The following is a 22,285-nucleotide window of genomic DNA, read 5'->3' on the forward strand; positions in this document are numbered from 1 at the left end:
GGCCTCAGCCGTGGGGCTCGCCGCCTCCATCGGGCCAGCCCCAGCAGTGGGGGCCGCCACCTGGCGGATGGGCGCCGCCGGCCGGGCCGCCCGGAGCCCCCCAGCAGTGGGGCGCGCCGCAGGGGCCGCCGCCCGGTGGCCCGCCGGCTGGCCAGCAGTGGGGTCCGCCGCCCGGTCCGGCCGCGGCGGCGGGCGCCGCCGGCGCGGTCAACCTTGACAAGGGCCGGGTGTCGCTGCGCAAGGGCGAGGCCGTCTCGCTGGTCAAGACCGGCGCGCCGCCCCTGACCCGGGTCCGCATGGCGCTTGGCTGGGACCCGGCGATGCAGGGCCGGTCGATCGACCTCGACGCGTCCTGCATTCTTTACGACGCCCGAGGCAAGGACGTCGACAAGGTCTGGTTCATGTCGAAGAAGGGCGCGAAGGGCGCGGTACGCCATTCTGGTGACAACCTGACCGGTCAGGGCGAGGGCGACGACGAGGTCATCCTTGTCGATCTCGGCGCGTTGCCGCCGGCGGTGACGGCGCTGGTGTTCACGGTGAACAGCTTCCAGGGCCAGCCGTTCACCGAGGTGCGGCGGGCGTACTGCCGTCTGATCGACGATCTGACCAACCAGGAGCTCGTCCGGTTCGACCTTTCCGAGTCGAAGCCGGCCACCGGCCTGGTGATGTGCAAGGTGCAGCGCGTCCCGAACACGCCGGTGTGGGCGATGACCGCGATCGGCGAGTTCCACGAGGGCAAGACCGTCCGTGCCATGGTCGAACCGGCCAGGCGCTACCTCTGACACCTGGCGGTGCCTCGGGGCTTCCGTCCCGGGGCACCGCCTGGCTCTGCTAGGCCAGTTTGTATTCCTTGAGCAGGGCGCGGCTGATGATGCGTTTCTGGACCTCGGACGTGCCCTCGCCGATCAGCATGAACGGTGCCTCGCGGAACAGCCGCTCGATCTCGTACTCCTTCGAGTAGCCGTAGCCGCCGTGGATACGGAACGCGTCGGTGGTGACCTCGTGGCAGTACTCGCTGGCGAGGTACTTGGCCATGCCGGCCTCGACGTCGTTGCGCTCGCCGCGGTCCTTCTTGCGCGCGGCGCTGACCATCATCAGGTGACCAGCCTCGACCTTGGTCGCCATCTCGGCGAGCTTGAACGCGATCGCCTGGTGGTCGGCGATCTGGTGGCCGAAGGTCCTGCGCTGCTGGGCGTAGGCGATCGCCAGCTCAAAGGCACGGATCATGATGCCGCAGGCGCGGGCGGCGACGTTGACCCGGCCGACCTCGACGCCGTCCATCATCTGGTAGAAGCCCCTGCCGGCGGCCTCGGGCCCACCCAGGACCGACGTCGCGGGGACCCGGTGGTTGTCGAGCACCATCTCGGTGGTCTCGACGCCCTTGTAGCCCATCTTCTCGAGCTTGCCGGGAATGGTGATCCCGCCGGTGGTGCCGAATCCCGGCTCCTTCTCCAGCAGGAACGTCGTCATGTTCCGGTAGACCGAGGACGCGCCTTCGTCGGTCTTGACGAGGGTGGCCACGATCCCGGCGCGGGCGCCGTTGGTCAGCCACATCTTCTGGCCGTTGAGGACGTACCCGTCGCCGTCGCGGTCGGCCCGGGTGGTGATCGCGGAGACGTCCGAGCCGCAGCCCGGCTCGCTCATCGAGAAGGCGCCGCGGATCTCGCCGGTCGCCATCCTCGGCAACAGCCGCTGCTTCTGCTGTTCGGTGCCGTGCTGGATCAGGAGGTAGGCGAGGATGAAGTGGGTGTTGATGACGCCCGAGATGCTCATCCAGCCGCGGGCGACCTCCTCGACGACCAGCGCGTAGGTGAGCAGCGACTCGCCGAGCCCGCCGTACTGTTCCGGGATCGTGATCCCGAACAGGCCCATCTCCTTCATCTGCTCGATGATCTCGTGCGGGTACTCGTCCTTGTGCTCGAGCTCGGTCGCGTGCGGCAGAATCTCCTTGTCCACAAAGGTGCGCACCGCCGACAGAATGTCGGCCTGGACGTCGGTCAGACCGTCGGTCTGCGCGATCCTGCCCATTCCCAATCCTTTCTGGGCGTCACGAGTCCTGGTCAGCCGCCCGGCCGGGGCGGCCGGGCCGGGCGCGTCTGGCCCGGCCGCCGCCGGCCGGCCCGGGACGGGCTCAGCTGGTCGGCGGCTCGAACTTCCTGGTCCGCTGCATCCCGGCGGCGCGGCCCTTGCCGGCGATGACCTGGGCCATCTTCGCGCTCGCCTCGTCGATCATCTCGTCGCCGAGCATGACCGCGCCGCGCAGGCCGCCCGCCTCGGAGGTGTGCCAGGCATACGCGTCGAGGATGAGCTCGGCGTGGTCGTAGTCCTCCTGACGCGGCGAGTAGACCTCGTTCGCGGCGTCGATCTGGCCCGGGTGCAGCACCCACTTGCCGTCATACCCGAGCGCGGCGGACTTCCTCGCGACCGAGCGGAACGCATCCACGTCGCGGATCTGCAGGAACGGGCCGTCGATCGCCTGCACACCGCGGGCGCGGGCCGCCTCCACAATCTTGAACAGGACGTAGTGGAACGGGTCACCCGGATAGTCGGGGTTGAGTGCCCCGACGACGAGCGACGGCATGTTCATCGACGCCATGAAGTCGGCCGGGCCGAAGATGATGGTCTCGATACGGGGGCTCGCGAACGCGATCTCCTTGACGTTCGACAGGCCGAGCGCGTTCTCGATCTGCGCCTCGATGCCGATCCGGCCGACCTCAAGGCCCATGACCTGCTCGATCTGGGTCAACAACAGGTCGAGCCACTCCACCTGGGCGGCGGTCTGCACCTTCGGCAACATGATGCAGTCAAGGTTGCGCCCGGCGCCCTCGACGACCGTGATGACGTCGCGGTACGTCCACTTCGTCGTCAGGTCGTTGACCCGTACCACCCGGGTCTTACCGGCCCAGTCGCCCTCGTTCAGCGCGGCGACGACATTGCCACGCGCCGACTCCTTCGCACCCGGGGCGACGGAGTCCTCCAGATCGCAGAAGATCTGGTCCGCGGGCAGGCCCTGCGCCTTCCCCAGCATCTTGACGGAAGACCCAGGAACCGCGAGGCAGGAGCGGCGTGGACGTAGCGACATGATCGAGATAGTAGCCGCAGCCCGTTGCCGGCGCCCGAGAACGGAGCCGTTTTCGATCATGCTCCGGTGTGGGTTCCCTCACCAGCCCGGCGGCCGTGGCTCCATCGGGCGCGTGATGGCGCGGCTCCCGCCGTGCCACCCGTCCTGGCGCGGGATAAAACGTTCAGGACGAGGGAATGGCGTTGTCCACTTCCCGCCCGGTCAGCCGAGGCCGTCCGAGCACTCGTCGCGTACCGCCACGCAGTCGAACTCCAGCATCCGCAGCTGCGGGTCGTGCGAGACGGGAAACATGCCGGACAGCGAATATCCGTACGAGGCGATCTGGGGCCATGCGCGGTCAAAGGTCGGGTTGTCCTCGTACAACGGCTGAATAGCCATCTCCGACTGCAGTGCCACCACCTTCGGGAGCACTTCCTCCGCGCCGCGCAGTACTTCGAGGTCGAAGCCCTGCGTGTCCATCTTCAGGTAGACGCGCGGTTCGCCGATCCCTCTCGTGACGTTGTCGAACACGTCCGCCAGCCGGTGGACAGCCACCTCCTCGGTCGACGTCACCCTTGACTCGTCAGCAAAGAGCTCGGCCGCGAGCCTGCCGGGCGTACGGAACGAGCTGAAATGAGTGAAGTTGGTGACATTGATGCTGGCGCGGCCCTCGGTGGCGCCCAGCGCATAGGGCTCGACGACCCAGCCGGGGTCGCGGCTCGCGCTGGCGCGCAGGTGCCGGATGTTGTCCCGCACCGGCTCGAACGAGACGATTCGGCCTCGATAGCCCGTCCCGCGCAGCCAGCGGCCGAACTCGCCTTGGCGGGCTCCCACGTCGAACACGCAGTTGATCCCGTAGAGAGCAAGCAGTTCGTGCAGGTGGGAGGCGAGCATGTTGCCATCCGGCGCGGTCCGGACGATCTCGAATCCGGTCAGGCGAACAGTGTTGCGTAGTCGGTAGGCAAGGGGGCTGGCCATTTTGTCCGTCCTTCGTGCTTGCGGCACCGGGCCCGGCCGTGGCGTTCGCGGTCGCCGGGCGGCGGTGGCTGACGGGTTGCCTGTTTCGACACATTAGCGTGGTTCCGAATCGAGACACAACGGCTCCTGTGTGGTATTTTAATACGCCGCCTGCCGTGTCTTCATGACCTGGCCGCCTTCTGGAACGCGGCCACGGCGGCACTCGCGCCCATCCAGTTCGCGCGGGTGCCTGTCCTCCCGCGGGGGACCCAGGGCCGCCTGACCAGACCGGCCGGGGGTAGCCTCGCGCGGTGAGCACGCGTTGTTCCGCCGCGTCGTGGCTGCCGTGACGGGCCCGGGTGCGTCGCGTCCGCCGGCGCCGGTACGGGTGTACTGCCGACGGCTGGCCGGGCTGCTGGTGCTGGACCCGAACGGTGACCAGGTCGGCCGGGTCCGCGACGTCGTGGTGACGCTGCGTCTCGGGCATGCCCCGCCCCGGGTCCTCGGGCTCGCCGTCGAGGTCCAGCATCGGCCGATCTTCGTGCCCATCAACCGGGTCACCGGGGTCGAGTCGGGCGCCGTCATCCTCTCGTCGGCCCGGCTGAGCTGGCGCCGGTTCGCGCAACGCGCCGGCGAGACCCGCGTCCTCGGCGAGCTGCTCGACCGCAGGGTCGCGGAGGTGGCCACCGGCCGGGAGGTGACGGTCCTCGACGCGGCGATCGCGCCCGTCCGCGGCGGCGAGTGGATCCTGGACCAGGTCGCCGTGCGGGTGGGGCGAGGCCGGCGCGGCGAGGTGCACACGGTCGCCTGGGACGAGGTCGGCGGGCTGTCCCTGCCCGAGGACGGCCAGGGCGCGGCGAACCTCCTCGCCGCGTTCGAGAAGCTGCGCCCGGCCGACCTGGCCTCGCTGCTGCACGACCTGTCCCGCAAGCGGCGCGCGGAGGTCGCGGCGGCGCTGGACGACGAGCGGCTCGCCGATGTACTGGAGGAGCTCCCCGAGGACGAGCAGGTGGAGCTGCTGGGCGGGCTCGCCGACGACCGGGCGGCCGACGTGCTGGAGGCGATGGGCCCGGACGATGCCGCCGACCTGCTCGGGGAGCTGCCGGAGGAGGACGCCGAGCGCCTGCTCCAGCTGATGGAGCCGGAGGAGGCCGCGCCCGTCCGCCAGCTCCTGCGCTACGCCGACGACACCGCCGGCGGCATGATGACCAGTGAACCTGTCATCCTCGCGCCGAGCGCGACCGTCGCCGAGGCGCTCGCCCGGGTGCGCGCCCCAGAGCTGTCACCAGCGCTCGCGGCTCAGGTCTACGTCGTGCGCCCGCCCTACGAGACGCCGACCGGGCGCTACCTGGGCCTGGCGCACTTCCAGCGGCTGCTGCGCGAGCCGCCGTCGACGCTGGTCGGCGCGGTGATCGACGTCGACACCCGGCCGCTGCGGCCGGACACCCCCCTCGCCGAGGTCACCCGCCACCTGGCCTCGTACAACCTGGTCGCCGCGCCGGTGCTCGACGATGCCGGCCGGCTGGTGGGCGTGGTGACGGTCGACGACGTCCTCGACCACATCCTCCCGCCCGACTGGCGTGAGCGGCAGCTCACGGACGACGTCGCGGAGTACGGCGCGCTCCACCACGAGCCGGACGGCGGCGAGCCGGACGGCGGCAGGGGGCCGTAGCCGGCTGGGGCGGGCCACGACGAGCCTGGCCCCGGCGAGAGGCGGCCGGCCCGGGCCTCCCGGAGCAACTCCCGGACCTCCCCGATCGCTGACCTCCCAGATCACGACCTCCCAGATCACGACCTCCCAGATCGGCTTCGCCGATCCGGCAGGGACCCCGTCCGCCGATCCGGCAGGGACCCTGTCGCCGGTCGGGCAGGGACCCCGGATCCGGTGGGGCCCCGAACCTTCCGGGCCCGCCGGATCGGCGACGTCAATCCGGGAAGGACCCCGGGGAACCGCTCAGGTAAGGGAGCCGCGACAGAGAGTCAGGACGGCGAGCGCGATCTCGACGCCGCGTGGGCCCAGCTCGTCGGCCCACGCCGCGATGATCTCGTTCTCGCGGCCGTGCTGGACGCGCGGGCCGCCGTCGGCGCTGCGCAGCGCCTGAATCTGCCGGGAGATGTCCCGGCGGACGGCGACCAGGTCACGGAGCTGGACGTCGAGGTCGTCGATCAGACGACGGCCCTCGTCGATCGTGGTGATGGTCGGCGCCGTCGGCGCGGCCGAGCCGGCGGCCAGAGTGCCATCCAGGCTGGCGTCCACGGTGTTGCTCACGGGGAACCCTTCGGGTCTGGGCTCGGCACGGCCCAGGCACGAGAACGGCCCGGGGCGTCCGGGCCATCGGTCTGTCTTCTGCGCAGGTCAGCGGCACAGCGGGAACCGGGCCCGGCCCCCATAAAACTGGCGTCGCGTCTCGTGTACGGGCTCGTGCCCGGCCGCGAGTGCGCTGCGCTCCATGCGGAGCAGCATGCCAGGCTGTGGCCGTTACGTCCAGTTGCCCAGCGCACCGGCTCCGGGCGCCGTGCGCACTCTGGGCACCTGCCAACGCTGGTGTCGCTGGTTCGCGGGGACTCGGTCGGCTCCCGCTGTGAGCCGCCCCACCGCCCGTCCCGTCCTGTTCCGGCTCGGCGCCCGCGCCAGAACTGTCGGTGTCCGGTGCGATGATCCTCTCGACTCGTGACCCCTGACGTGACCTCCAGCCGCGCGAGGCTTCGCCATCGTCGCGGCGGGGTTCCCGGATCCTCCACGGATCCGGGGTCCCTGCCCGATCGGCGAAGCCTATCGGGGAGGTCCGGGAGCCCGTGGGGCGCTTCGGCCTCTGACCCGGTGAGAGGAAGACATCGTGGCGCAGCTGTTGCTCGACGGGATGCCCCGCAGGTTGTTCAGCTGCACCCCGACGAGGCTCGCCTCCTTCGAGGACTGCCCGCGCCGCTACCGGATGACCTACGTCGACCGGCCGGTCCCGCCCAAGGGGCCGCCCTGGGCGCACACCTCGCTGGGCGTGAGCGTGCACAACGCGCTGCACCGCTGGTGGGACGAGCCGGAGCCCCGCCGGACGCCCGCGCGGGCCGCCGAGCTGCTGCGCGCCGGCTGGATCCGGGACGGCTGGCGCGACGACGAGCAGTCGGCGGCCGCCCGGGAGCGGGCCGCCGCGATGTGCGAGCGGTACGCCGCCGGGCTGGACCCGGCGGTGCCGCCGCGCGCGGTGGAGCGCCAGGTCGCCACCCGTACCGAGATCCTGGCGCTGCACGGGCGAGTGGACCGCCTGGACGAGCGGGACGGCGAGCTGGTCGTCGTCGACTACAAGACGGGTCGGCGCCCGCCGGAGGAGGGCGAGGCCCGGACGTCGCCCGCGCTCGCGCTGTACGCCTTCGCGGCCGAGCGGATGCTGCGGCAGCGCTGCCGCTGGGTTGAGCTGCACCACCTGCCGACGGGCCGGGTCGTCGTGGCGGAGCACACCGACGAAAGCCTCGCCCGGCACATCCGGCGGGCCGAGTCCGTCGCCGTCGACGCGGCCGCCGCCACCGAGAAGCTCGCCGCCGGCCAGCCGGCCGATGTGGCGTTCCCGCCGCGCCCCGGCCCGCTGTGCTCCTGGTGCGACTTCCGCCGCCACTGCCCCGAGGGCCAGGCCGCCGGTCCCGAGCTCACCCCGTGGGCGGGCGCGGAGCAGTTCGCCGAGGCCGGCGGCGAGAACACCGGCGGGCAGGCGCTGGACTGACCGTCGACCCGTCGACCCGTCGACCCATCGACCCATCGGCGCGATCGGGTCGGCCCTGCTCGCGGTTCGACGAGACCTCTCCCGGCCTCGGCGTGAGGTTTTTCGCGGGTCGAACCCCGTGGTGAGCCCGGTCGACGCGGTGCACGGACCGCCCATGAGCACCAGCTCGGTGGGGATAGAGGCATCATGGGCCGGTGGCCTCGAAGATTGCGTACTCGCAGCCGGCTCCGGCGGCCGGTGCCGCCCGGCTGTCGGCGAAGGCGGCGACGTTCACCGAGTCCGTCATCCGGGAGATGACCCGGCTGGCGGTCGCGCACGGCGCCGTCAACCTGGCCCAGGGCTTCCCGGACTTCTCCTGCCCAGCCGAGCTGAAGGACGCGGCGAAGTCGGCCATCGACGCCGACGACAACCAGTACGCCATCACCTGGGGCGCGCCGGCCTTCCGCGCGTCGATCGCGGCCAAGGTGGCCCGCGCCTACCCTGGCTGGAACATCGACCCGGACACGCAGATCTGCGTCACCTGCGGGGCCACCGAGGCGATGATCGCGACGATGCTCGGGCTCGTCGACCCGGGTGACGAGGTCATCCTGTTCGAGCCGTTCTACGAGAACTACGGCCCGGACGCGGTGCTGTCCGGCGCCGTGCCGCGGCTGGTGAAGCTGCGCGCGCCGGACTGGAGCTTCGACGAGGCGGAGCTGCGCGCCGCCTTCTCCGACCGGACCAGGGCCATCGTCGTCAACACCCCGCACAACCCGACCGGCAAGATGTTCAGCCGGGCCGAGCTGGACGTCATCGCCGAGCTCTGCCAGCGCCACGACGTCCTGGTCATCACCGACGAGATCTACGAGCACATCCACTACCTCGGCCCCGGCGGGCACATACCGCCGGCGACCGTGCCCGGCCTCGCCGACCGCACGGTGACGGTCAACGCCTTGTCCAAGACCTACGCGGTCACCGGCTGGCGAGTCGGCTGGACGATCGCCCCGGCGGCGCTCACCGCCGGCATCCGCAAGGTGCACGACTTCCTCACGGTGGGCGCCGCCGCCCCGCTCCAGGCCGCCGGCGTCGCGGCGATGGGCCTGCCCGCGAGCTACTACACCGACCTCGCGGCCGCCTACCGGGCCCGTCGCGACCTGCTGTGCGACGCGCTCACCGAGGCGGGCTTCGGGGTCAGCCAGCCGTCGGGCGCCTACTACGTGATGTGCGACACCAGCGCCGTCGACCCGGCCGGTGACGATGTCGCCTTCGCCCGGCGGCTGGTGAGCGAGATCGGCGTCGCCGCCGTCCCCGGCTCGTCGTTCTTCGCCGACCAGGCCGACGGCCGCCACATCATCCGGTTCGCGTTCCCGAAGCGGGAGGAGACCCTGCGCGAGGCCGCCAGCCGCCTACGGCGGGTGCGTGACGGGCGCTGAGCCTGACGTCCCGGATCGCCGTCACCAGGGGCTTGCCTGACCGCGTGCCGGGGACGCGGCCGCGGTGGAGGCGGGGAGCGGGAGCGGGTATCCGGCGGCGGCGGCGCGGGCCCGGCCGGCGCGCAGCTCGCGTTCCAGGGCGCGCAGGTAGCCGCCGATGCCCCGCCGGCGAAGGCCGACGCGACGCAGCCCAGGGTGATCAAGCATCGCCAGGTAGGCCGGCAGCAGGTAGCGCCCACGCAGATGTTCGCCGACCCAGCTCGCCTGTGCCCAGGCGAGCTGTTGGCCAAGGCTCGACGGCGGCATTTCGTCGTCTTGGCCCGTGTGCCGAGTGGACGCGTCGCCTGGCTCCGTGAGCGCCGCGCCAGCGCCCTCGAGGCTGCCAACCAGGTAGACGCCGTCGGCTCGTGGATGGAAGACGCCGCCGTACCAGGGAGCGTCGACACCGATCACCCCGGCGACGGCGGCGACCGTCGTCACGGTCACCACGATGGCATCCCAGCTGCCCAGCGGCCGGCCATCAATGCTGATCTCGAAGCCGCGCCCCGGGTCGTCCTCCGTGCCGACGCGGCTGACGACGGGCAGGAGATCGGCGGTGGCCTCGTCCACGGGAGTCCGCGGCGCCGACTCACCGAGGTCGTCATCCCGGCCTCCGACGCGGCGGCTGGCGAGCGCGCGCTCGGCGAGCAGCACTCCGGCGGCCGGCGTGGGCGACCCGACGTAGACGGCGTCGATTCCGCCGTCGATGAGGGCGGTCAGCGCGACCGCGCCGGTCAGGTCGGCGCCGAGCACAGCAACGCGGGGGAGCTGAGGCACGGTGCAGGACTGTAGGCGGTCGCGCCGCCGATCGCCGCGCCGGGCGGCCCCGCGCGTCCGCGCCTCCGCGCCGCCACGCGCGGTGGGCGGTGGGCCGGGCCCGAGAGGGCGCCCCTCGCGCCCGTCGTGCGCGGGACCTAAGTAGTCGGCGCGACACTCGTGGGCGAGGGAGGTTGTGACCACACGGTCACGCTTGACACACTCTCAGTTGTGGCCCGCGTTCTCGCTGTCGCCAACCAAAAGGGTGGCGTCGCCAAGACGACCTCTGTGTCGAGTCTCGGCGCCGCCCTGGCCGAGCTAGGTCAGCGAGTCCTGCTGGTCGACCTGGACCCGCAGGCCTGCCTGACGTTCTCGCTGGGGCTCGACCCGGACGCGCTCGAGCTGTCCGTCCACGACGTGCTGCTCGGACGCCTGTCCGCGGGTCTTGTCGTCCTGCGTACCGCCGACGGGTCGGACCTGCTGCCGGCGACCATCGAGTTGGCCGGCTGCGAGGCGGTCCTGCTCTCGCGCACCGGACGGGAGCACGTGCTGCGGCTCGCCCTCGCCGAGATCGTCGACGACTACGACTTCGTCCTGGTGGACTGTCCGCCGTCGTTGGGGGTGCTGACCATCAACGGCCTCACGGCCGCCGACGAGTTGATCATCCCGCTGCAGTGCGAGACGCTGTCCCACCGCGGGGTCGGCCAGCTGCTCGACACCGTGCACGACGTCCGCCGCCTCACGAACTCGAAGCTGCGCGTGCGCGGCGTGCTGCCGACCCTCTTTGACGGCCGCACCGCCCACAGTCGAGCGGTGCTGGCCGATGTCGCGGCCCGCTACCAGGTCAGGGTGCTCGAACCGCCGGTCGCGCGCTCGGTGCGCTTCGCGGAGGCACCCGGCATCGGCCGCTCGATCCTCACCACCGCGGCCCGGTCGAAGGGCGCGCAGGCCTATCGGGCGCATGCCCGGACGATCGCCGGTCTCGGGCTGGGCCCGGTGCCCGGCGTCGGCGGGGCGGTGTTGTTGGCCGGCGCGCTGCCGGTCGTCGGCCTCGCGGAGGACCACCTGGCCGAAGACGTCGACGAGCTGGCCGTCGACGAGCTGGCGGCCGGCTCCCGCGAGGTGGCCGCCTCGGCCGCGTTGTCGCGCGTCGGCCGGTGAGCGGGCGCATGGCCGGCGCGGCCGTGCCGCCGGGTAAGGCCGGAGCCGCGAGCGGGGGCGAAGGCGCGGGCAGGCGGGCGCGGGCCGCGTCGGCCGGGTTCGACCGGCTGCGCCCGCGCACCGGGCGTTCGCCCGCGTCCGGCGAGGCATCGTCCGGGTCCCGGCCAGGCGTCATCGGCCGCGACATGCACGGCAAGCGCGCTCTCTACAGCGGCGAGCGCCCGCCCGACCCCCACGGCTCAGGCGTGACGGTCAACTGTTCCCGGTGCATGCAGGCGGCGACGGTGGGCGCGAGGCGTGCGCTGACGCTGCTCACCCCGAGCCTGCACCTGCCGATCATCCGGCCGCGGTACCCGTCGTTGCTGCGCTGCCCGGCCTGCCGCCGGGTCTCGTGGGTCCGGCTGACGCTGAGCGTCACGAGAGACTGAATCGTGTGTCCGTGTCCGTGTCCGCGCACTGAGCCCGGCGTGTGTGCCCGAGACGGCGGGACCGGGGTCCGGCGTCTGGTCCCAGCAGAAATGCCGCGGGAACCCGGGAGCGGAACCCAGAGGATTCCGTTCCCAGGTTCTGAGGCTGCCTGGTCGTGGCCGCTTAGGCGGACTCGGCGTGGGACTCCGGTGCGCCGTCCTCGCCGTCGGCCGGCGTGATGTCCAGCGCGTCCGCCGCGGTGGACCGGGCAGAGCGGCCACGGCCTCCGCGCCGGCGCCGGCGTCGGCGCGCTGCGCCGCCCTCGGTGCCCTGTTCGTCGGCCCCGGTCACCTCGGATCCGTCGGTCTCGTCGGCGATGTCGGCCGCCACGAGCTCGGCCGTGGTGAGGCCGGTGACGTCGGCTCCGCCGTGGGCCCCGACAACCTCGAGCGCGACGGCGCCCTCGGTACCCTCGTCCGCGTCCTCAGGGAGCCCGACGGCTGCCGCCGCGGCGCCCGCGCCGCGGGTGCGGCGGCGCGTCCTGGCCCGGGCGGTCGCGGCCTCCTTGGCCGCGGCACGGTCGGTGTCGCCTGCCTGGGCCGCCGCGGGCCGGCCGCGGCGAGCGCGCCGGGCCCCGCCGCCGAGGTCCTCGATCTCCTCGGCGGCGAGCCCCGCGCGCGTCCGCGCCGCGCGGGGCAGCACGCCGGTCGACCCGGCCGGGATGCCGAGCGCCTCGAACAGGTGCGGGGAGGTGGAGTAGGTCTCCATCGGCTCGTCGAACGGGAGCGCGAGCGCCCGGTTCACCAGCTGCCAGCGTGCGAGGTCGTCCCAGTCGACGAACGTGACCGCGACCCCGCTGCCGCCGGCACGGCCGGTGCGGCCGATCCGGTGCAGGTAGACGCTCTCGTCCTCCGGGCACTGGTAGTTGACGACGTGGGTGACACCGCCGATGTCGATGCCGCGGGCGGCCACGTCGGTGGCCACCAGCACGTCTACCTTGCCGGCGCGGAACGCGCGCAGCGCCTGCTCGCGTTGGCCCTGGTTGAGGTCGCCGTGCACCGCGGCGGCGGCGAAGCCGCGTCGCGACAGGTCCTCGGCCACCTTGTCGGCGGTGCGCCTGGTCCGCACGAACACGATCGACAGCCCGCGGCCGTCGGACTGCAGAATCCTGGCCAGCACCTCCATCTTGTCCAGCGCGTGCGCGCGGAAGACGTGCTGGCTGGTGGTCGGGACGGTGCGGCCCTCGTCGGGCTGCTCGGCGGTCACGTGCACTGGCCGGATCATGAACCGGCGGGCGAGCGCGATCACCGGGCCGGGCATCGTCGCCGAGAACAACATGGTCTGCCGGCCAGCCGGCAGCAGCGAGACGATGCGCTCCACGTCCGGCAGGAAACCGAGGTCGAGCATCTCGTCGGCCTCGTCGAGCACCAGCGTCGCGACGTTGCCCAGATTGAGCGCGCGCTGACGGGCGAGGTCGAGCAGGCGGCCCGGAGTGCCGACGACGACGTCGACGCCCGTGCGCAGCGCGGCCAGCTGCGGCTCGTAGGCCCGGCCGCCGTATACGGACAGCACGCGCACCTGCCGGCGGGCACCCGCCCGCTCGAGGTCGGCCGTGACCTGGACACACAGCTCACGGGTCGGCACGACGATGAGCGCCTGCGGGCGGCCATCGGCGCCTTCGTTCAGGCCGATGACCTTCTGGACGATGGGGATGCCGAAGCCCAGGGTCTTGCCGGTGCCGGTGCGCGCCTGGCCGATGATGTCGGTACCGGCAAGCGCGAGCGGGAGCGTCAGCTCCTGGATGGGAAAGGGATGGATGATGCCCGCGGCCGTGAGGGCGTCCACCGTCTCGTGGCGAACGCCGAGGTCGGCGAAGGTGGTCTTGTGCTCGGCGGCGGCCGGGGCGTCTACCTGCGCCGGAGCGGTGAGGCCAGCGCCGGCGGGGGTGTCAGCATCGGCGTCGGCGGTGGATGTGGTGTCGGTGATGGTCAGAGATGCGGCTGTGACGGACAGCGGGTCGCTCCTGGTCTGCTCCTGAGCGGTGTCCGATGTTGAGGCGCCGCTCGCGATGTGTCGGGCCGCGCCAGCGACCCGATCGAGCGGGGGTGGGCCAGCGGCTCCGAAACCAGTGGTTTCGAAGCCAGCAGCTTGGCCCAGCAGCCCGGAAACCGGGGCGACGCGTTGCCTTCGACGGCCGGCCGGTCTGTGATGACCACCGGCTACGACAAGGATAGCCTGTGTGACCGCTCGATGGGCGCGCTCCGCGACGATCGTGGCCCGTCCGACGTTACTGAGGCGGAACATGGCCCGGTCAGTCGGCGTGCGCTCAGCGATGAGGAACGAACGGCGCCAACGGGTAACACGTCAGGTGACGACGTTGGATCAATCAGCCTGGGAGTTGAGGTACGTGACGGACAGCACAGTGCTTCCGGGGGCTGGGGGGTCCGCAGGGAGTGAGGGGCACTTTGGCGCCCCCATTGCCCCTCGAGACCCGAAAGCAGCACCTATGACCGCGCTCTCGCGGACAACTCCCGAGAAGACCACCGATGTGACCCTGGGCGACCTGACCGACGGAACGGTGACCGATGGGGTGGTGACCGATGGGGTGGTGACCGATGGGGTGGTCGTCGAGCGAGTGGTGGCCGACCAGGCCGTCGTCGACCTGCTGGGGATGATCGCCTACGGTGAGCTCACGGCGTTCGAGCGCCTGGCGACCGACGCGCGGATGGCGCCGACGCTCACCGACAAGATCTCTCTGGCGGCGATGGCCGCGGCCGAGTTCACGCACTTCGAAGCGATCAGCATGGCCCTCGTCGGCCGCGGCGTCGATCCGGAGGCGGCGATGGCGCCGTTCATCGGCCCGCTGACGGCCTTCCACGCGCTGACCGCCCCGGCCGACTGGCTGGAGAGTCTTGTGAAGGCGTACGTGGGCGACAGCATCGCGGCGGACTTCTACCGCGCGATCGCGCACCGCCTCGACGACGACGCCAGGGCGCTCGTGCTCGACGTGCTCGCGGACACCGGGCACGCGGCCTTCGTGGTCGACCGGGTCAGGGGCGCCATCGCCGTCAACCCGGTGGTCGCCGGCCGGCTCGCCCTCTGGGCGCGCCGCCTGGTCGGCGAGGCGCTCAACCAGGCCCAGCAGGTCGCCGTGGAGCGCGACGCCCTCACGGGCCTGCTCGTCGGGGTCGGTGACCTGGAGGCGGTCGCCGCCATCTTCAACAGCATCATGAAGGCCCACACGGAGCGCATGGCCGCTTTGGGCCTGTCCTCATAGACACCACTGGGGCGCGACCCTCAAGGTCGCGCCCCAGGCTGGTCCGTTCCGTGCTCTATGAGGCGCCGAAGCCGACGCGGCGGGACTCGGCCTCCGCGATCTCGACGTAGGCCAGCTTGGCGGCCGGGATGACCACTCGCCGGCCCTTCTCGTCCAACAGGGAGAGCAGCCCGTTGTCCGCGGCGAGGGCCGCGGCGACCGCCTCGGCGACCTGGTCCGGCGTCTGGGCGCTCTCAAGCACCAGCTCCCGGCCGACGTTCTGCACGCCGATCTTGACCTCCACCCGGATGACCTCGCCTTCGTGTGCACTACGGGCTGATATTTAGCGTCGGCCTCCGGCCGCGCGGGCTTCGCCTTGTCACAGCCGAGATCCACAGGAGCCGGCGTCAACCGATCCCTGCGGGAGTGTCTTCGTCCGGAGCGTCCCCCCGGATGACCGACGGACACAGCCGGCGGGCGCGCACCGCCGTCGGGCGATCACAGGACACACTATGACCCCAGGAGCCCCGGCGGCTGACCCGAGTCGTCGTGTTCGCTCCCGGCACAGCGGTCATCGCCCGCTCGCGCGCCGCCCACGACCGGCCCGATACGGCCGGTACGAGTAGCGCGGGTCAGCCGGCGTCGACGCCGGCTACGGGGCCGTCGCCGTCGGAGGCCGGCGAGCTGCGGGGGTAGCCGCCGATTCCGTGCCAGGCGAGCTCGACCATCGCCTCGATCGCTCGCTCCGGCGGCACCGTGCCGCCGCGCACGAGCCACCAGCGCGAGCATGTCTCGGCCAGCCCCACCAGGCCGACCGCGAGCAGGTCGGCCTCGTCCTGGGACAGACCGGTGTCGGCGACGATCGTCGCCGCGATCGCGCGCACACACTGGGCGAAGGCGTCCTCGACCCGTTGCCGGACCGCCGGCTCGCTGCGCAGGTCGGACTCCAGCACCAGCTGGTGGGCGCCGCTGGGGTCGTTGACGAAGTCGAAGTAGGCCCGGACCGAGCGCTCGACCCGCAGCCGGTTGTCCGTCGTCGACGCGAGCGCCTCGCGGACGCTGCTGACCAGCTTCTCGGAGTGCTCCTCCAACAGCGCCAGATACAGCTCGAGCTTGCCGGGGAAGTGCTGGTAGAGCACCGGCTTGCTGACCCCGGCCCGCTCGGCGATCTCATCCATGGCCGCGGCGTGGTAGCCCTGCGCGACGAAGACCTCGCGCGCGGCGCCGAGCAGCTGGAAACGGCGGGCGGTGCGAGGGAGGCGAGGAGTCCTGCCTGGGCGCGACTGTGGCGCGGCCGGCTCGACGGTCACAGCCCACCTCCTGTTCGATCTCGACAACACTACTCACCCTCGTGCCCGCGCGCGCCGCCTCGTGGGGACGCGCCACACCGCGCCACACCAGGTGGCGGGCCCTGCCCCGGTACAGCCTGGCCGCCGGCTCCGGTATGGCGTGGCCGCCGTGTGCCGAGCGCGCGGCGGCCACAGGGCGGCCGGCCGGGCCGCCCTGGCCCGGCCGTGAGGCGGCGGACGTCAGCGGTAGTCGTCCTCGTCCTCCTTCACCTCCAGGCTTTGCTCGACCGCGTCGTACTCGTCGGCCTCGGCGACGACGGACGGCGGGGCCCACGAGTCGTCCGGGCGCACCTCCTGCGCCTGCTCCGCGGCGTCGGCATCCGGCACGTCGAGCGGAAGTTCGGTCGGTGCGCTCATGTGTTCCTCCACGTCATAACGGGATGAACCAGCGGGATGAACCGGTCGGTCCTCGGCGTCGGACTCCCGGTGGCGGGCCGCTGGCGGCCTGTCCCGGGACGGGCCGCGCGACGGGTGGCCAGGCTCCCGATCCAGCATCAGGATGACCCTCGCCGTGCGCGCCAGCCCGGTGACCACGCGGCCGGGCGCTGGTGTGCCCGACCAGGCAGGCCACTCACGGTCCGTCGCACCTCCGTTCCGAGCGTGCGCGGCCGGGCATCTGAGGCCGCGGGACCGCCGCCGGGGTCGGGACCCTGGCCATACCCAGACGAGCGCGGACTGAACGCCCGTCCCGGTGGGATCCGTCGTCATGAGCTCCGTCGTTCGGAGAGCCGGCGGGCGGCGACGGTGCCGGTCGTCAGGGACGTCGTCAGGGGACAGCGCCGGTCGTCAGGGCAGCAGCGGAGCGAAGAGGTCTCCGTGCGCCTGAACGCGGTCGAGCACCTGGGGAGCGGTGAAGCGGAGGTCGTCGACGTCCCGGGCGGCCGCGACCTCGTCCCAGGTCACGGGGGTCGAGACCGTCGGCGCGGCCCTGGCGCGCAGCGAGTAGACGGAGACAGTCGTCTTCGCTGGATTGTTCTGCGACCAGTCCAGCAGCACCCGGCCGCCGCGCAGGTCCTTGCGCATGTTCGACACGACCAGGTCCGGATGGTCCTTGGTCAGCCGCTCGGCGATGATCCGCATGTCGTCGCGCACCCGCATGCTTTCGCGCCCGTCGTCCACCCTCCCGTACACCTGCAGGCCCTTGGACCCGCTGGTCTTCACGCAGAGCGGTTCGGGCAGGACGTCGCGCAGCAGCAGCGCGACCCGCGCGCAGTCGAGCACGGTCGTCCCTGGACCGGGGTCGAGGTCCGCGACCAGGATGTCCGGCCTGCGGGTCGAGACCCGCCACATGGGGGTGTGCATCTCAAGAGCGGCGAGGTTCGCCAGCCACACCAGCGTGGCCTGCGCGTCGGCCACCAGGTAGTCGATCGTGCGGCGGTTCTTCGATGACCCGGGCGACGGCAGGGTCGCGACCGGCACCCAGTCCGGGCGGTGCGCGGGAGCGTTCTTGCTGAAGAAGCCCTCGCCTCCCACGCCCTCGGGGAACCGCACCACGGTCAGCGGGCGGTCGGCGAGGTGGGGGAGCAGAACGTCGGCGATACGGGTGTAGTAGTCGATGACCTCGGCCTTGGTCGTTCCAGCGGCCGGATAGAGCACTTTGTCCAGATTGGACAGCTTCAGCCGCCGACCAGCCACCTCGACGGTGGTGCTCGCGCCGCTCGCCTCACCCATTCGCGCCTCCCGCGCTCTGCCCTCACGTCCGTGCCGACCAGCCGCCGGAACACCTCGGCACGATCCAGCGTCTCGCGGGAAGCGCCCAGGCGGGCTCATTCCGGCCGCACCCGCGCGGACGGCGCGGGGAGGCGGGTGGCTAGCCCCCTTCTGTGGACGGCGTTCCAGGCCTCCGCTCATCGGTGCCGGAGCACCCACCTGCCATCAGATGCCTGAGATCGAGGACAACGTCCGCGTCGGCAGCGGCGTGCGATCGGGCCCGACTGGCCGGAGTGGGCGCGCCCGAGGGCGGTTCGGCACCCCTGGACGCGGAGGGCGCGGCTCGCATGTCGCTACGCCCAGGTGCGTCCCGACGATCAAGGCTTCCGCCGGCGGAGATGCTCCGTCCCGCCGGCCGCGAACGCGCCGGCGAGATCCCGGCCCCATTCCGCCGCGGCCGAGGGTGCCCTGGCTCGGGTAAAAGCGCAGGTCAGCAGAGTAATGCGAACATATGTTCGAATAAGTTTCGGTGATCCGGCAGACACGGCGCGGCGCGTGCCTCACCATGAGAGTGACGGGAGGTGACCTGAAACATGCGTTCGATCTGGAAGGGCGCCATCAGCTTCGGCCTCATCTCGATCCCCGTGAAGTTGTACTCGGCTACCGAGGAACGTGACGTCGCCTTTCACCAGGTCCGGCGCTCGGACGGGTCTCGGATCCGTTACAAGCGGGTCGCCGCGACCGATGGCGAGGAGGTCCCGTACTCCGAGATCGCCAAGGGCTACGAGCTGACGGACGGCGAGACCGTCGTCCTTACCGACGAGGACTTCGCGAACCTGCCGCTGTCCACGTCGCGCGCGATCGAAGTACTGGAGTTCGTGCCGCTGGAGCAGGTCGACCCGATCTACTTCGCGAAGAGCTACTACCTGGAACCGGACAAGATGGCGGCCAAGCCATACGTGCTGCTGCGCGACGCGCTGGAGTCGTCGGGCCGGGTCGCGCTGGTGAAGATCGCCCTGCGGCAGCGGGAGCAGTTGGCCACGCTGCGGGTCCGCGACGGCATCTTCGTGCTGGAGACCATGCTCTGGCCGGACGAGGTCCGCACTCCCGACTTCCCGTTCCTGGAGGAGGACATCCAGGCCCGTCCACAGGAACTGGCGATGGCGGGCTCGCTGATCGACATGCTCGCCGGGGACTTCGACCCGGCGAAGTTCGGTGACGGGTACCGTGCCGCGCTCCTCGAGGTGATCGACGCCAAGATCGCCGGCAGGGAGATCGTGGCTCCGCCAGCGGAGGAGAAGGCCGCGCCCGCCGGCGACCTGATGGCCGCGCTGCGGGCCAGCATCGAGGCGGCGCGCGCGGGCCGCCCGTCCGGCGGCGCCGCGTCGACGGCACAGGCCGAGCCGGAGGCGGAGCCTTCGGCCGAAGCGGAGACGGAGACGGCCGAGGCCAGGGAACCGGCGACGGCCGGGGCCAAGGGCAGGTCCGGTACGTCCGGTACCAAGAAGCCCGCGGCCAAGAAGCCCGCCGCGAAGAGCGCCCCCGCCAAGACAACGTCCAAGTCCGCGTCGACCGGTCAGAAGACGGCCCCGGGCAAGAGCGCGTCGACCAAGACGGCGGCCAAGACGTCCACTCGCCGCTCGGCCTGAGGCGCTCCCGTCGCGGACGCTCCGCGCCCGCGACCGGGCTGCGCCTGCCAGACGCTCCGCGCCTGGCGATGTGGTTCCGGGCTTGGGGTGTATGGCGGTGGTTCGGCTGACTCGGGGTCGGTGAGGTGGTTGCGTAGGCGTAGGCGCTGATGCGCGGTCACCGGATGTGGCTTGGTTGCGCTTGTCAGGTGCCGGAGCGAAGGGGTAACCCCGTGGTCGGGTGAACGCGGGAACATCTGGCCTGGCGGGCGCGCTGCACCACAGGTCGTGGACCTCCACCCGCGGCTTGGCAGGCCGGAGGGGGAGCCAACTGTGGCATCGTCGAGGAGACGCCCTCACCGGCGATGCCGATAGCAAGGAGCACGTGTGTCCCTTCCACCTCTGGTGGAGCCCGCCGACGGGCTCTCCGTCGACGAGGTCCGCCGATACTCCCGACACCTGATCATTCCGGATGTCGCGATGGACGGGCAGAAGCGCCTCAAGAACGCCAAGGTCCTGGCGGTCGGCGCGGGTGGCCTGGGATCGCCGACCCTCATGTACCTGGCCGCTGCCGGCGTCGGGACGCTCGGCATCGTCGAGTTCGACACCGTCGACGAGTCCAACCTGCAGCGCCAGATCATCCACGGCCAGTCCGACGTCGGCCGGAGCAAGGCGGAGTCTGCGCGCGACACCGTCCGGGAGATCAACCCGTACGTCAACGTCGTGCTGCACGAGACGCGGCTCGACGTCGACAACGTCATGGACATCTTCAGCCAGTACGACCTGATCGTCGACGGCACCGACAACTTCGCGACCCGTTACCTCGTCAACGACGCCGCGGTGCTGCTCGGCAAGCCGTACGTCTGGGGCTCGATCTACCGGTTCGACGGGCAGGCCAGCGTCTTCTGGGCGGAGCACGGCCCGTGCTACCGCTGCCTCTACCCCGAGCCGCCGCCGCCCGGCATGGTGCCGTCCTGCGCCGAGGGCGGGGTGCTCGGCGTGCTCTGCGCGTCGATCGGCTCTATCCAGGCCACCGAGGCGATCAAGGTGCTGACCGGCGTCGGCGACCCGTTGGTCGGCCGACTGATGGTCTACGACGCCCTGGAGATGAGCTACCGCGCCATCAAGGTCCGCAAGGACCCGGAGTGCCCGCTGTGCGGCAAGAACCCGTCGATCACCACGCTCATCGAGGACTACGAGGCGTTCTGCGGCGTGGTCTCCGAGGAGGCGCAGCTCGCCGCCGCCGGTTCGACGATCACCGCGTCCGAGCTCAAGGAGTGGATGGACGAGGGCGCCGCGATCGAGCTGATCGACGTCCGCGAGCCGGCCGAGTGGGAGATCGTCCGGATCCCCGGCGCGAGGCTGATCCCGAAGGGTGACCTGCCCGCCCACCTGTCGGAGCTGCCGCAGGACAAGCGGGTCGTCGTCTACTGCAAGTCGGGCGTCCGCTCGGCCGACGCGCTCGCCACCCTGAAGGGCGCCGGCTTCTCGTCGGCCGTGCACGTCCAGGGCGGCGTCACCGCCTGGGCGACCCAGGTCGACAAGGCCCTCCCGGTCTACTAGACCGGTCCAGGCCCGTCACGAGGCCCCGGCTCCGACCAGGTCGGAGCCGGGGCCCTCGGCCACTTCAGGGAGTGTCGGACGTCGCTGGCATGCTGCCCCCATGCGAGGACCTAGGCCGGGCGGCCGGGGAGCGGGCGCGCCCGCGAGCGTGTCCGCGGGGCTGGGCACCCGGGTGCGCATCCACATCGGTGGCCGGCCGGGGGAGTACGCCAGGGCGGTGCTCGACGCGGTCGCCCAGATCCCGCCCGGCAAGGTGATGACCTACGGCGACGTGGCCGAGTACGTCGGCGGCGGCACCGGCCGCCATGTCGGCGCGGTGCTCGCCCGCTTCGGTCACGAGGAGGACGTCCCGTGGCATCGCGTGATCCGCGCCAGCGGTGAGCCCAACCCCTCCGCCCCGGTCGAGGCCATCACCCGCCTGATCGCGGACAGCACCCCGCTGCGCCCCGGCGGCGATCGCGTCGACCTTCGTCTCGCCCGCTGGGACGGCCAGCCGGCCTGAGAGGACGGCCCGGTCGGCTACCGGGCGGTGTAGCCGGCGTCGGCGAGGTAGACGCTGCCGGTGACGACGGAGGAGCGGTCGGAGAGCAGGAAGAGGACGACCTCGGCTACCTCGTCGACGGTGGCGAAGCGGCCCATCGGCGCGAGCAGGGCCGCCCCGCGCATCTTCCGTCCGGACCCCGCGTTGATCATCGCGGTATCGACGAAGCTCGGCGCGACCGCGTTGACCCGGATGTTGCGGGCGGCGTTTTCCAGCGCCGCGGCCTTCGTGAGGCCGATGACGCCGTGCTTGGCCGCGACGTAGGCGGCGGTGTCCGTGAAACCGACGACGCCGAGCACCGACGCCATGTTCACGATGGCGCCGCCGCCCGCCTCGCGCATCGCCGGGATCTCGGCGCGCAGGCAGTAGAAGACACCGTTCAGGTTGACCTCGACGACGCGTCGCCACTCGTCGACCGGGATCTTCTCGACGAGCTGGCGCGGCATGGAGATCCCGGCGTTGTTCACGGCCAGGTCGAGCCTGCCGAACGTCCGCGTCGCCGCCGCGACGGCCTCGGTGACCGCGTCCGGGTCGGTCACGTCCAGCCCGAGGGCGAGCGCCTTCGAGCCCGCGTGCTCGATCTCGTCGGCGGTCTTCTTGGCCGCGGCCTCGTCGACGTCGGTGACGACGACATGCGCGCCCGCGGCGCCGAGCAGGCGGGCACACGCCGCTCCGATGCCCGCGCCCGCTCCGGTGACCAGCACGACCTTGTCCGTGCACTCTCCCATACCGTGCAGACTCCCACAGTGAGCGCCGACGGGCCGCGCCGGTGGGATGCCGGCGCCCGGGCC

Annotated in this window: 21 protein-coding genes; 10 read left to right on the top strand and 11 right to left on the bottom strand. The window is 71.9% G+C overall.

What is annotated here, in order from left to right; translation table 11 throughout:
* Positions 1-782, top strand: a 782-nt coding sequence (locus BCD48_RS19970) for a TerD family protein (RefSeq protein ID WP_131804064.1), incomplete at its 5' end; no start/stop codon positions are given.
* Between the two features lie 49 nt (positions 783-831).
* Here BCD48_RS19970 and BCD48_RS19975 read toward each other — a convergent pair.
* The 3 genes from BCD48_RS19975 to BCD48_RS19985 all read right to left on the bottom strand — a co-directional run bounded on the left by BCD48_RS19975 (position 832) and on the right by BCD48_RS19985 (position 4,039).
* Positions 832-2,028 (bottom strand): acyl-CoA dehydrogenase family protein, encoded by a 1,197-nt coding sequence (locus BCD48_RS19975; protein ID WP_071049945.1) that lies wholly within the window; start codon positions 2,026-2,028, stop codon positions 832-834.
* A 103-nt stretch (positions 2,029-2,131) separates the two neighbouring features.
* The gene (locus tag BCD48_RS19980) at positions 2,132-3,142 is read right to left on the bottom strand and encodes an HpcH/HpaI aldolase/citrate lyase family protein (protein WP_491677152.1); all 1,011 of its coding nucleotides are present in this window, start codon (positions 3,140-3,142) and stop codon (positions 2,132-2,134) included.
* Between the two features lie 141 nt (positions 3,143-3,283).
* Positions 3,284-4,039 (bottom strand): FkbM family methyltransferase, encoded by a 756-nt coding sequence (locus BCD48_RS19985; protein WP_071049947.1) that lies wholly within the window; start codon positions 4,037-4,039, stop codon positions 3,284-3,286.
* Positions 4,040-4,364: 325 nt separating this feature from the next.
* Between BCD48_RS19985 and BCD48_RS19990 the strand changes: the two genes are divergently transcribed.
* Positions 4,365-5,690 carry a magnesium transporter MgtE N-terminal domain-containing protein gene (locus tag BCD48_RS19990; RefSeq protein WP_083418957.1) on the top strand — a complete coding sequence of 442 codons (1,326 nt, stop codon included), beginning with the start codon at positions 4,365-4,367 and terminating at the stop codon, positions 5,688-5,690.
* 282 nt (positions 5,691-5,972) lie between these two features.
* Here the strand turns inward: BCD48_RS19990 and BCD48_RS19995 are convergent, their stop codons facing one another.
* The gene (locus BCD48_RS19995; RefSeq protein WP_071049949.1) at positions 5,973-6,287 is read right to left on the bottom strand and encodes a chorismate mutase; all 315 of its coding nucleotides are present in this window, start codon (positions 6,285-6,287) and stop codon (positions 5,973-5,975) included.
* A gap of 568 nt (positions 6,288-6,855) precedes the next feature.
* On the opposite strand from BCD48_RS19995, the gene BCD48_RS20000 reads away from it, so the two are divergent.
* Entirely contained in the window at positions 6,856-7,731 is an 876-nt protein-coding gene (locus tag BCD48_RS20000; RefSeq protein ID WP_071049950.1) for a RecB family exonuclease, read from the top strand.
* Positions 7,732-7,925: 194 nt separating this feature from the next.
* Positions 7,926-9,143, top strand: coding sequence for an aminotransferase class I/II-fold pyridoxal phosphate-dependent enzyme (locus tag BCD48_RS20005; RefSeq protein WP_083418922.1), 1,218 nt, complete (start codon positions 7,926-7,928; stop codon positions 9,141-9,143).
* A gap of 21 nt (positions 9,144-9,164) precedes the next feature.
* On the opposite strand, the gene BCD48_RS20010 is transcribed toward BCD48_RS20005, so the two are convergent.
* Complete coding sequence (locus tag BCD48_RS20010; RefSeq protein ID WP_131804065.1) at positions 9,165-9,959, bottom strand: hypothetical protein; 795 nt, start codon at positions 9,957-9,959, stop codon at positions 9,165-9,167.
* A 210-nt stretch (positions 9,960-10,169) separates the two neighbouring features.
* Between BCD48_RS20010 and BCD48_RS20015 the strand changes: the two genes are divergently transcribed.
* Positions 10,170-11,099, top strand: a complete 930-nt coding sequence (locus BCD48_RS20015) for a ParA family protein (RefSeq protein WP_083418923.1) — start codon at positions 10,170-10,172, stop codon at positions 11,097-11,099.
* A gap of 8 nt (positions 11,100-11,107) precedes the next feature.
* Positions 11,108-11,527, top strand: coding sequence for a hypothetical protein (locus BCD48_RS53885; protein ID WP_241841870.1), 420 nt, complete (start codon positions 11,108-11,110; stop codon positions 11,525-11,527).
* Between the two features lie 163 nt (positions 11,528-11,690).
* Here the strand turns inward: BCD48_RS53885 and BCD48_RS20025 are convergent, their stop codons facing one another.
* On the bottom strand, positions 11,691-13,811 hold the full coding sequence (locus tag BCD48_RS20025) for a DEAD/DEAH box helicase (protein ID WP_241841871.1): 2,121 nt from the start codon (positions 13,809-13,811) through the stop codon (positions 11,691-11,693).
* A 202-nt stretch (positions 13,812-14,013) separates the two neighbouring features.
* Between BCD48_RS20025 and BCD48_RS20030 the strand changes: the two genes are divergently transcribed.
* Positions 14,014-14,784: a ferritin-like fold-containing protein gene (locus tag BCD48_RS20030; RefSeq protein WP_083418925.1), complete on the top strand. Its 771-nt coding sequence runs from the start codon at positions 14,014-14,016 to the stop codon at positions 14,782-14,784.
* A gap of 55 nt (positions 14,785-14,839) precedes the next feature.
* Here BCD48_RS20030 and BCD48_RS20035 read toward each other — a convergent pair whose 3' ends face one another.
* From BCD48_RS20035 to ligD, 4 genes are all read right to left on the bottom strand, one after another.
* Positions 14,840-15,067 (bottom strand): DUF3107 domain-containing protein, encoded by a 228-nt coding sequence (locus BCD48_RS20035; protein WP_071049952.1) that lies wholly within the window; start codon positions 15,065-15,067, stop codon positions 14,840-14,842.
* Positions 15,068-15,395: 328 nt separating this feature from the next.
* Positions 15,396-16,073, bottom strand: coding sequence for a TetR/AcrR family transcriptional regulator (locus BCD48_RS20040; RefSeq protein WP_071049953.1), 678 nt, complete (start codon positions 16,071-16,073; stop codon positions 15,396-15,398).
* Positions 16,074-16,292: 219 nt separating this feature from the next.
* Positions 16,293-16,469: a hypothetical protein gene (locus tag BCD48_RS52375; protein WP_198543319.1), complete on the bottom strand. Its 177-nt coding sequence runs from the start codon at positions 16,467-16,469 to the stop codon at positions 16,293-16,295.
* 429 nt (positions 16,470-16,898) lie between these two features.
* The gene (gene ligD / locus BCD48_RS20050; protein WP_071049955.1) at positions 16,899-17,783 is read right to left on the bottom strand and encodes a non-homologous end-joining DNA ligase; all 885 of its coding nucleotides are present in this window, start codon (positions 17,781-17,783) and stop codon (positions 16,899-16,901) included.
* 572 nt (positions 17,784-18,355) lie between these two features.
* Between ligD and ku the strand changes: the two genes are divergently transcribed.
* The 3 genes from ku to BCD48_RS20065 all read left to right on the top strand — a co-directional run bounded on the left by ku (position 18,356) and on the right by BCD48_RS20065 (position 21,455).
* Positions 18,356-19,411 (top strand): non-homologous end joining protein Ku, encoded by a 1,056-nt coding sequence (ku, locus tag BCD48_RS20055; protein WP_071049956.1) that lies wholly within the window; start codon positions 18,356-18,358, stop codon positions 19,409-19,411.
* Positions 19,412-19,777: 366 nt separating this feature from the next.
* Positions 19,778-20,953 (top strand): adenylyltransferase/sulfurtransferase MoeZ, encoded by a 1,176-nt coding sequence (moeZ, locus tag BCD48_RS20060; RefSeq protein WP_071049957.1) that lies wholly within the window; start codon positions 19,778-19,780, stop codon positions 20,951-20,953.
* A gap of 100 nt (positions 20,954-21,053) precedes the next feature.
* Complete coding sequence (locus BCD48_RS20065) at positions 21,054-21,455, top strand: MGMT family protein (protein WP_071049958.1); 402 nt, start codon at positions 21,054-21,056, stop codon at positions 21,453-21,455.
* A gap of 17 nt (positions 21,456-21,472) precedes the next feature.
* Here BCD48_RS20065 and BCD48_RS20070 read toward each other — a convergent pair whose 3' ends face one another.
* On the bottom strand, positions 21,473-22,222 hold the full coding sequence (locus BCD48_RS20070) for an SDR family NAD(P)-dependent oxidoreductase (RefSeq protein WP_071049959.1): 750 nt from the start codon (positions 22,220-22,222) through the stop codon (positions 21,473-21,475).
* Positions 22,223-22,285: the final 63 nt, after the last annotated feature.

Source organism: Pseudofrankia coriaricola, from assembly GCF_001854805.1.
Lineage (GTDB): Bacteria > Actinomycetota > Actinomycetes > Frankiales > Frankiaceae > Pseudofrankia.

Bases quoted from the DNA above. Each gene is read 5' to 3' on its own strand.
- BCD48_RS19975 (WP_071049945.1), bottom strand. From the start codon at position 2,028: ATGGGCAGGATCGCGCAGACCGACGGTCTGACCGACGTCCAGGCCGAC.
- BCD48_RS19980 (WP_491677152.1), bottom strand. From the start codon at position 3,142: ATGATCGAAAACGGCTCCGTTCTCGGGCGCCGGCAACGGGCTGCGGCT.
- BCD48_RS19985 (WP_071049947.1), bottom strand. From the start codon at position 4,039: ATGGCCAGCCCCCTTGCCTACCGACTACGCAACACTGTTCGCCTGACC.
- BCD48_RS53885 (WP_241841870.1), top strand. From the start codon at position 11,108: ATGGCCGGCGCGGCCGTGCCGCCGGGTAAGGCCGGAGCCGCGAGCGGG.
- BCD48_RS20025 (WP_241841871.1), bottom strand. From the start codon at position 13,811: ATGTTCCGCCTCAGTAACGTCGGACGGGCCACGATCGTCGCGGAGCGC.
- BCD48_RS20030 (WP_083418925.1), top strand. From the start codon at position 14,014: ATGACCGCGCTCTCGCGGACAACTCCCGAGAAGACCACCGATGTGACC.
- BCD48_RS52375 (WP_198543319.1), bottom strand. From the start codon at position 16,469: ATGAGCGCACCGACCGAACTTCCGCTCGACGTGCCGGATGCCGACGCC.
- ligD (WP_071049955.1), bottom strand. From the start codon at position 17,783: ATGGGTGAGGCGAGCGGCGCGAGCACCACCGTCGAGGTGGCTGGTCGG.
- ku (WP_071049956.1), top strand. From the start codon at position 18,356: ATGCGTTCGATCTGGAAGGGCGCCATCAGCTTCGGCCTCATCTCGATC.
- BCD48_RS20065 (WP_071049958.1), top strand. From the start codon at position 21,054: ATGCGAGGACCTAGGCCGGGCGGCCGGGGAGCGGGCGCGCCCGCGAGC.
- BCD48_RS20070 (WP_071049959.1), bottom strand. From the start codon at position 22,222: ATGGGAGAGTGCACGGACAAGGTCGTGCTGGTCACCGGAGCGGGCGCG.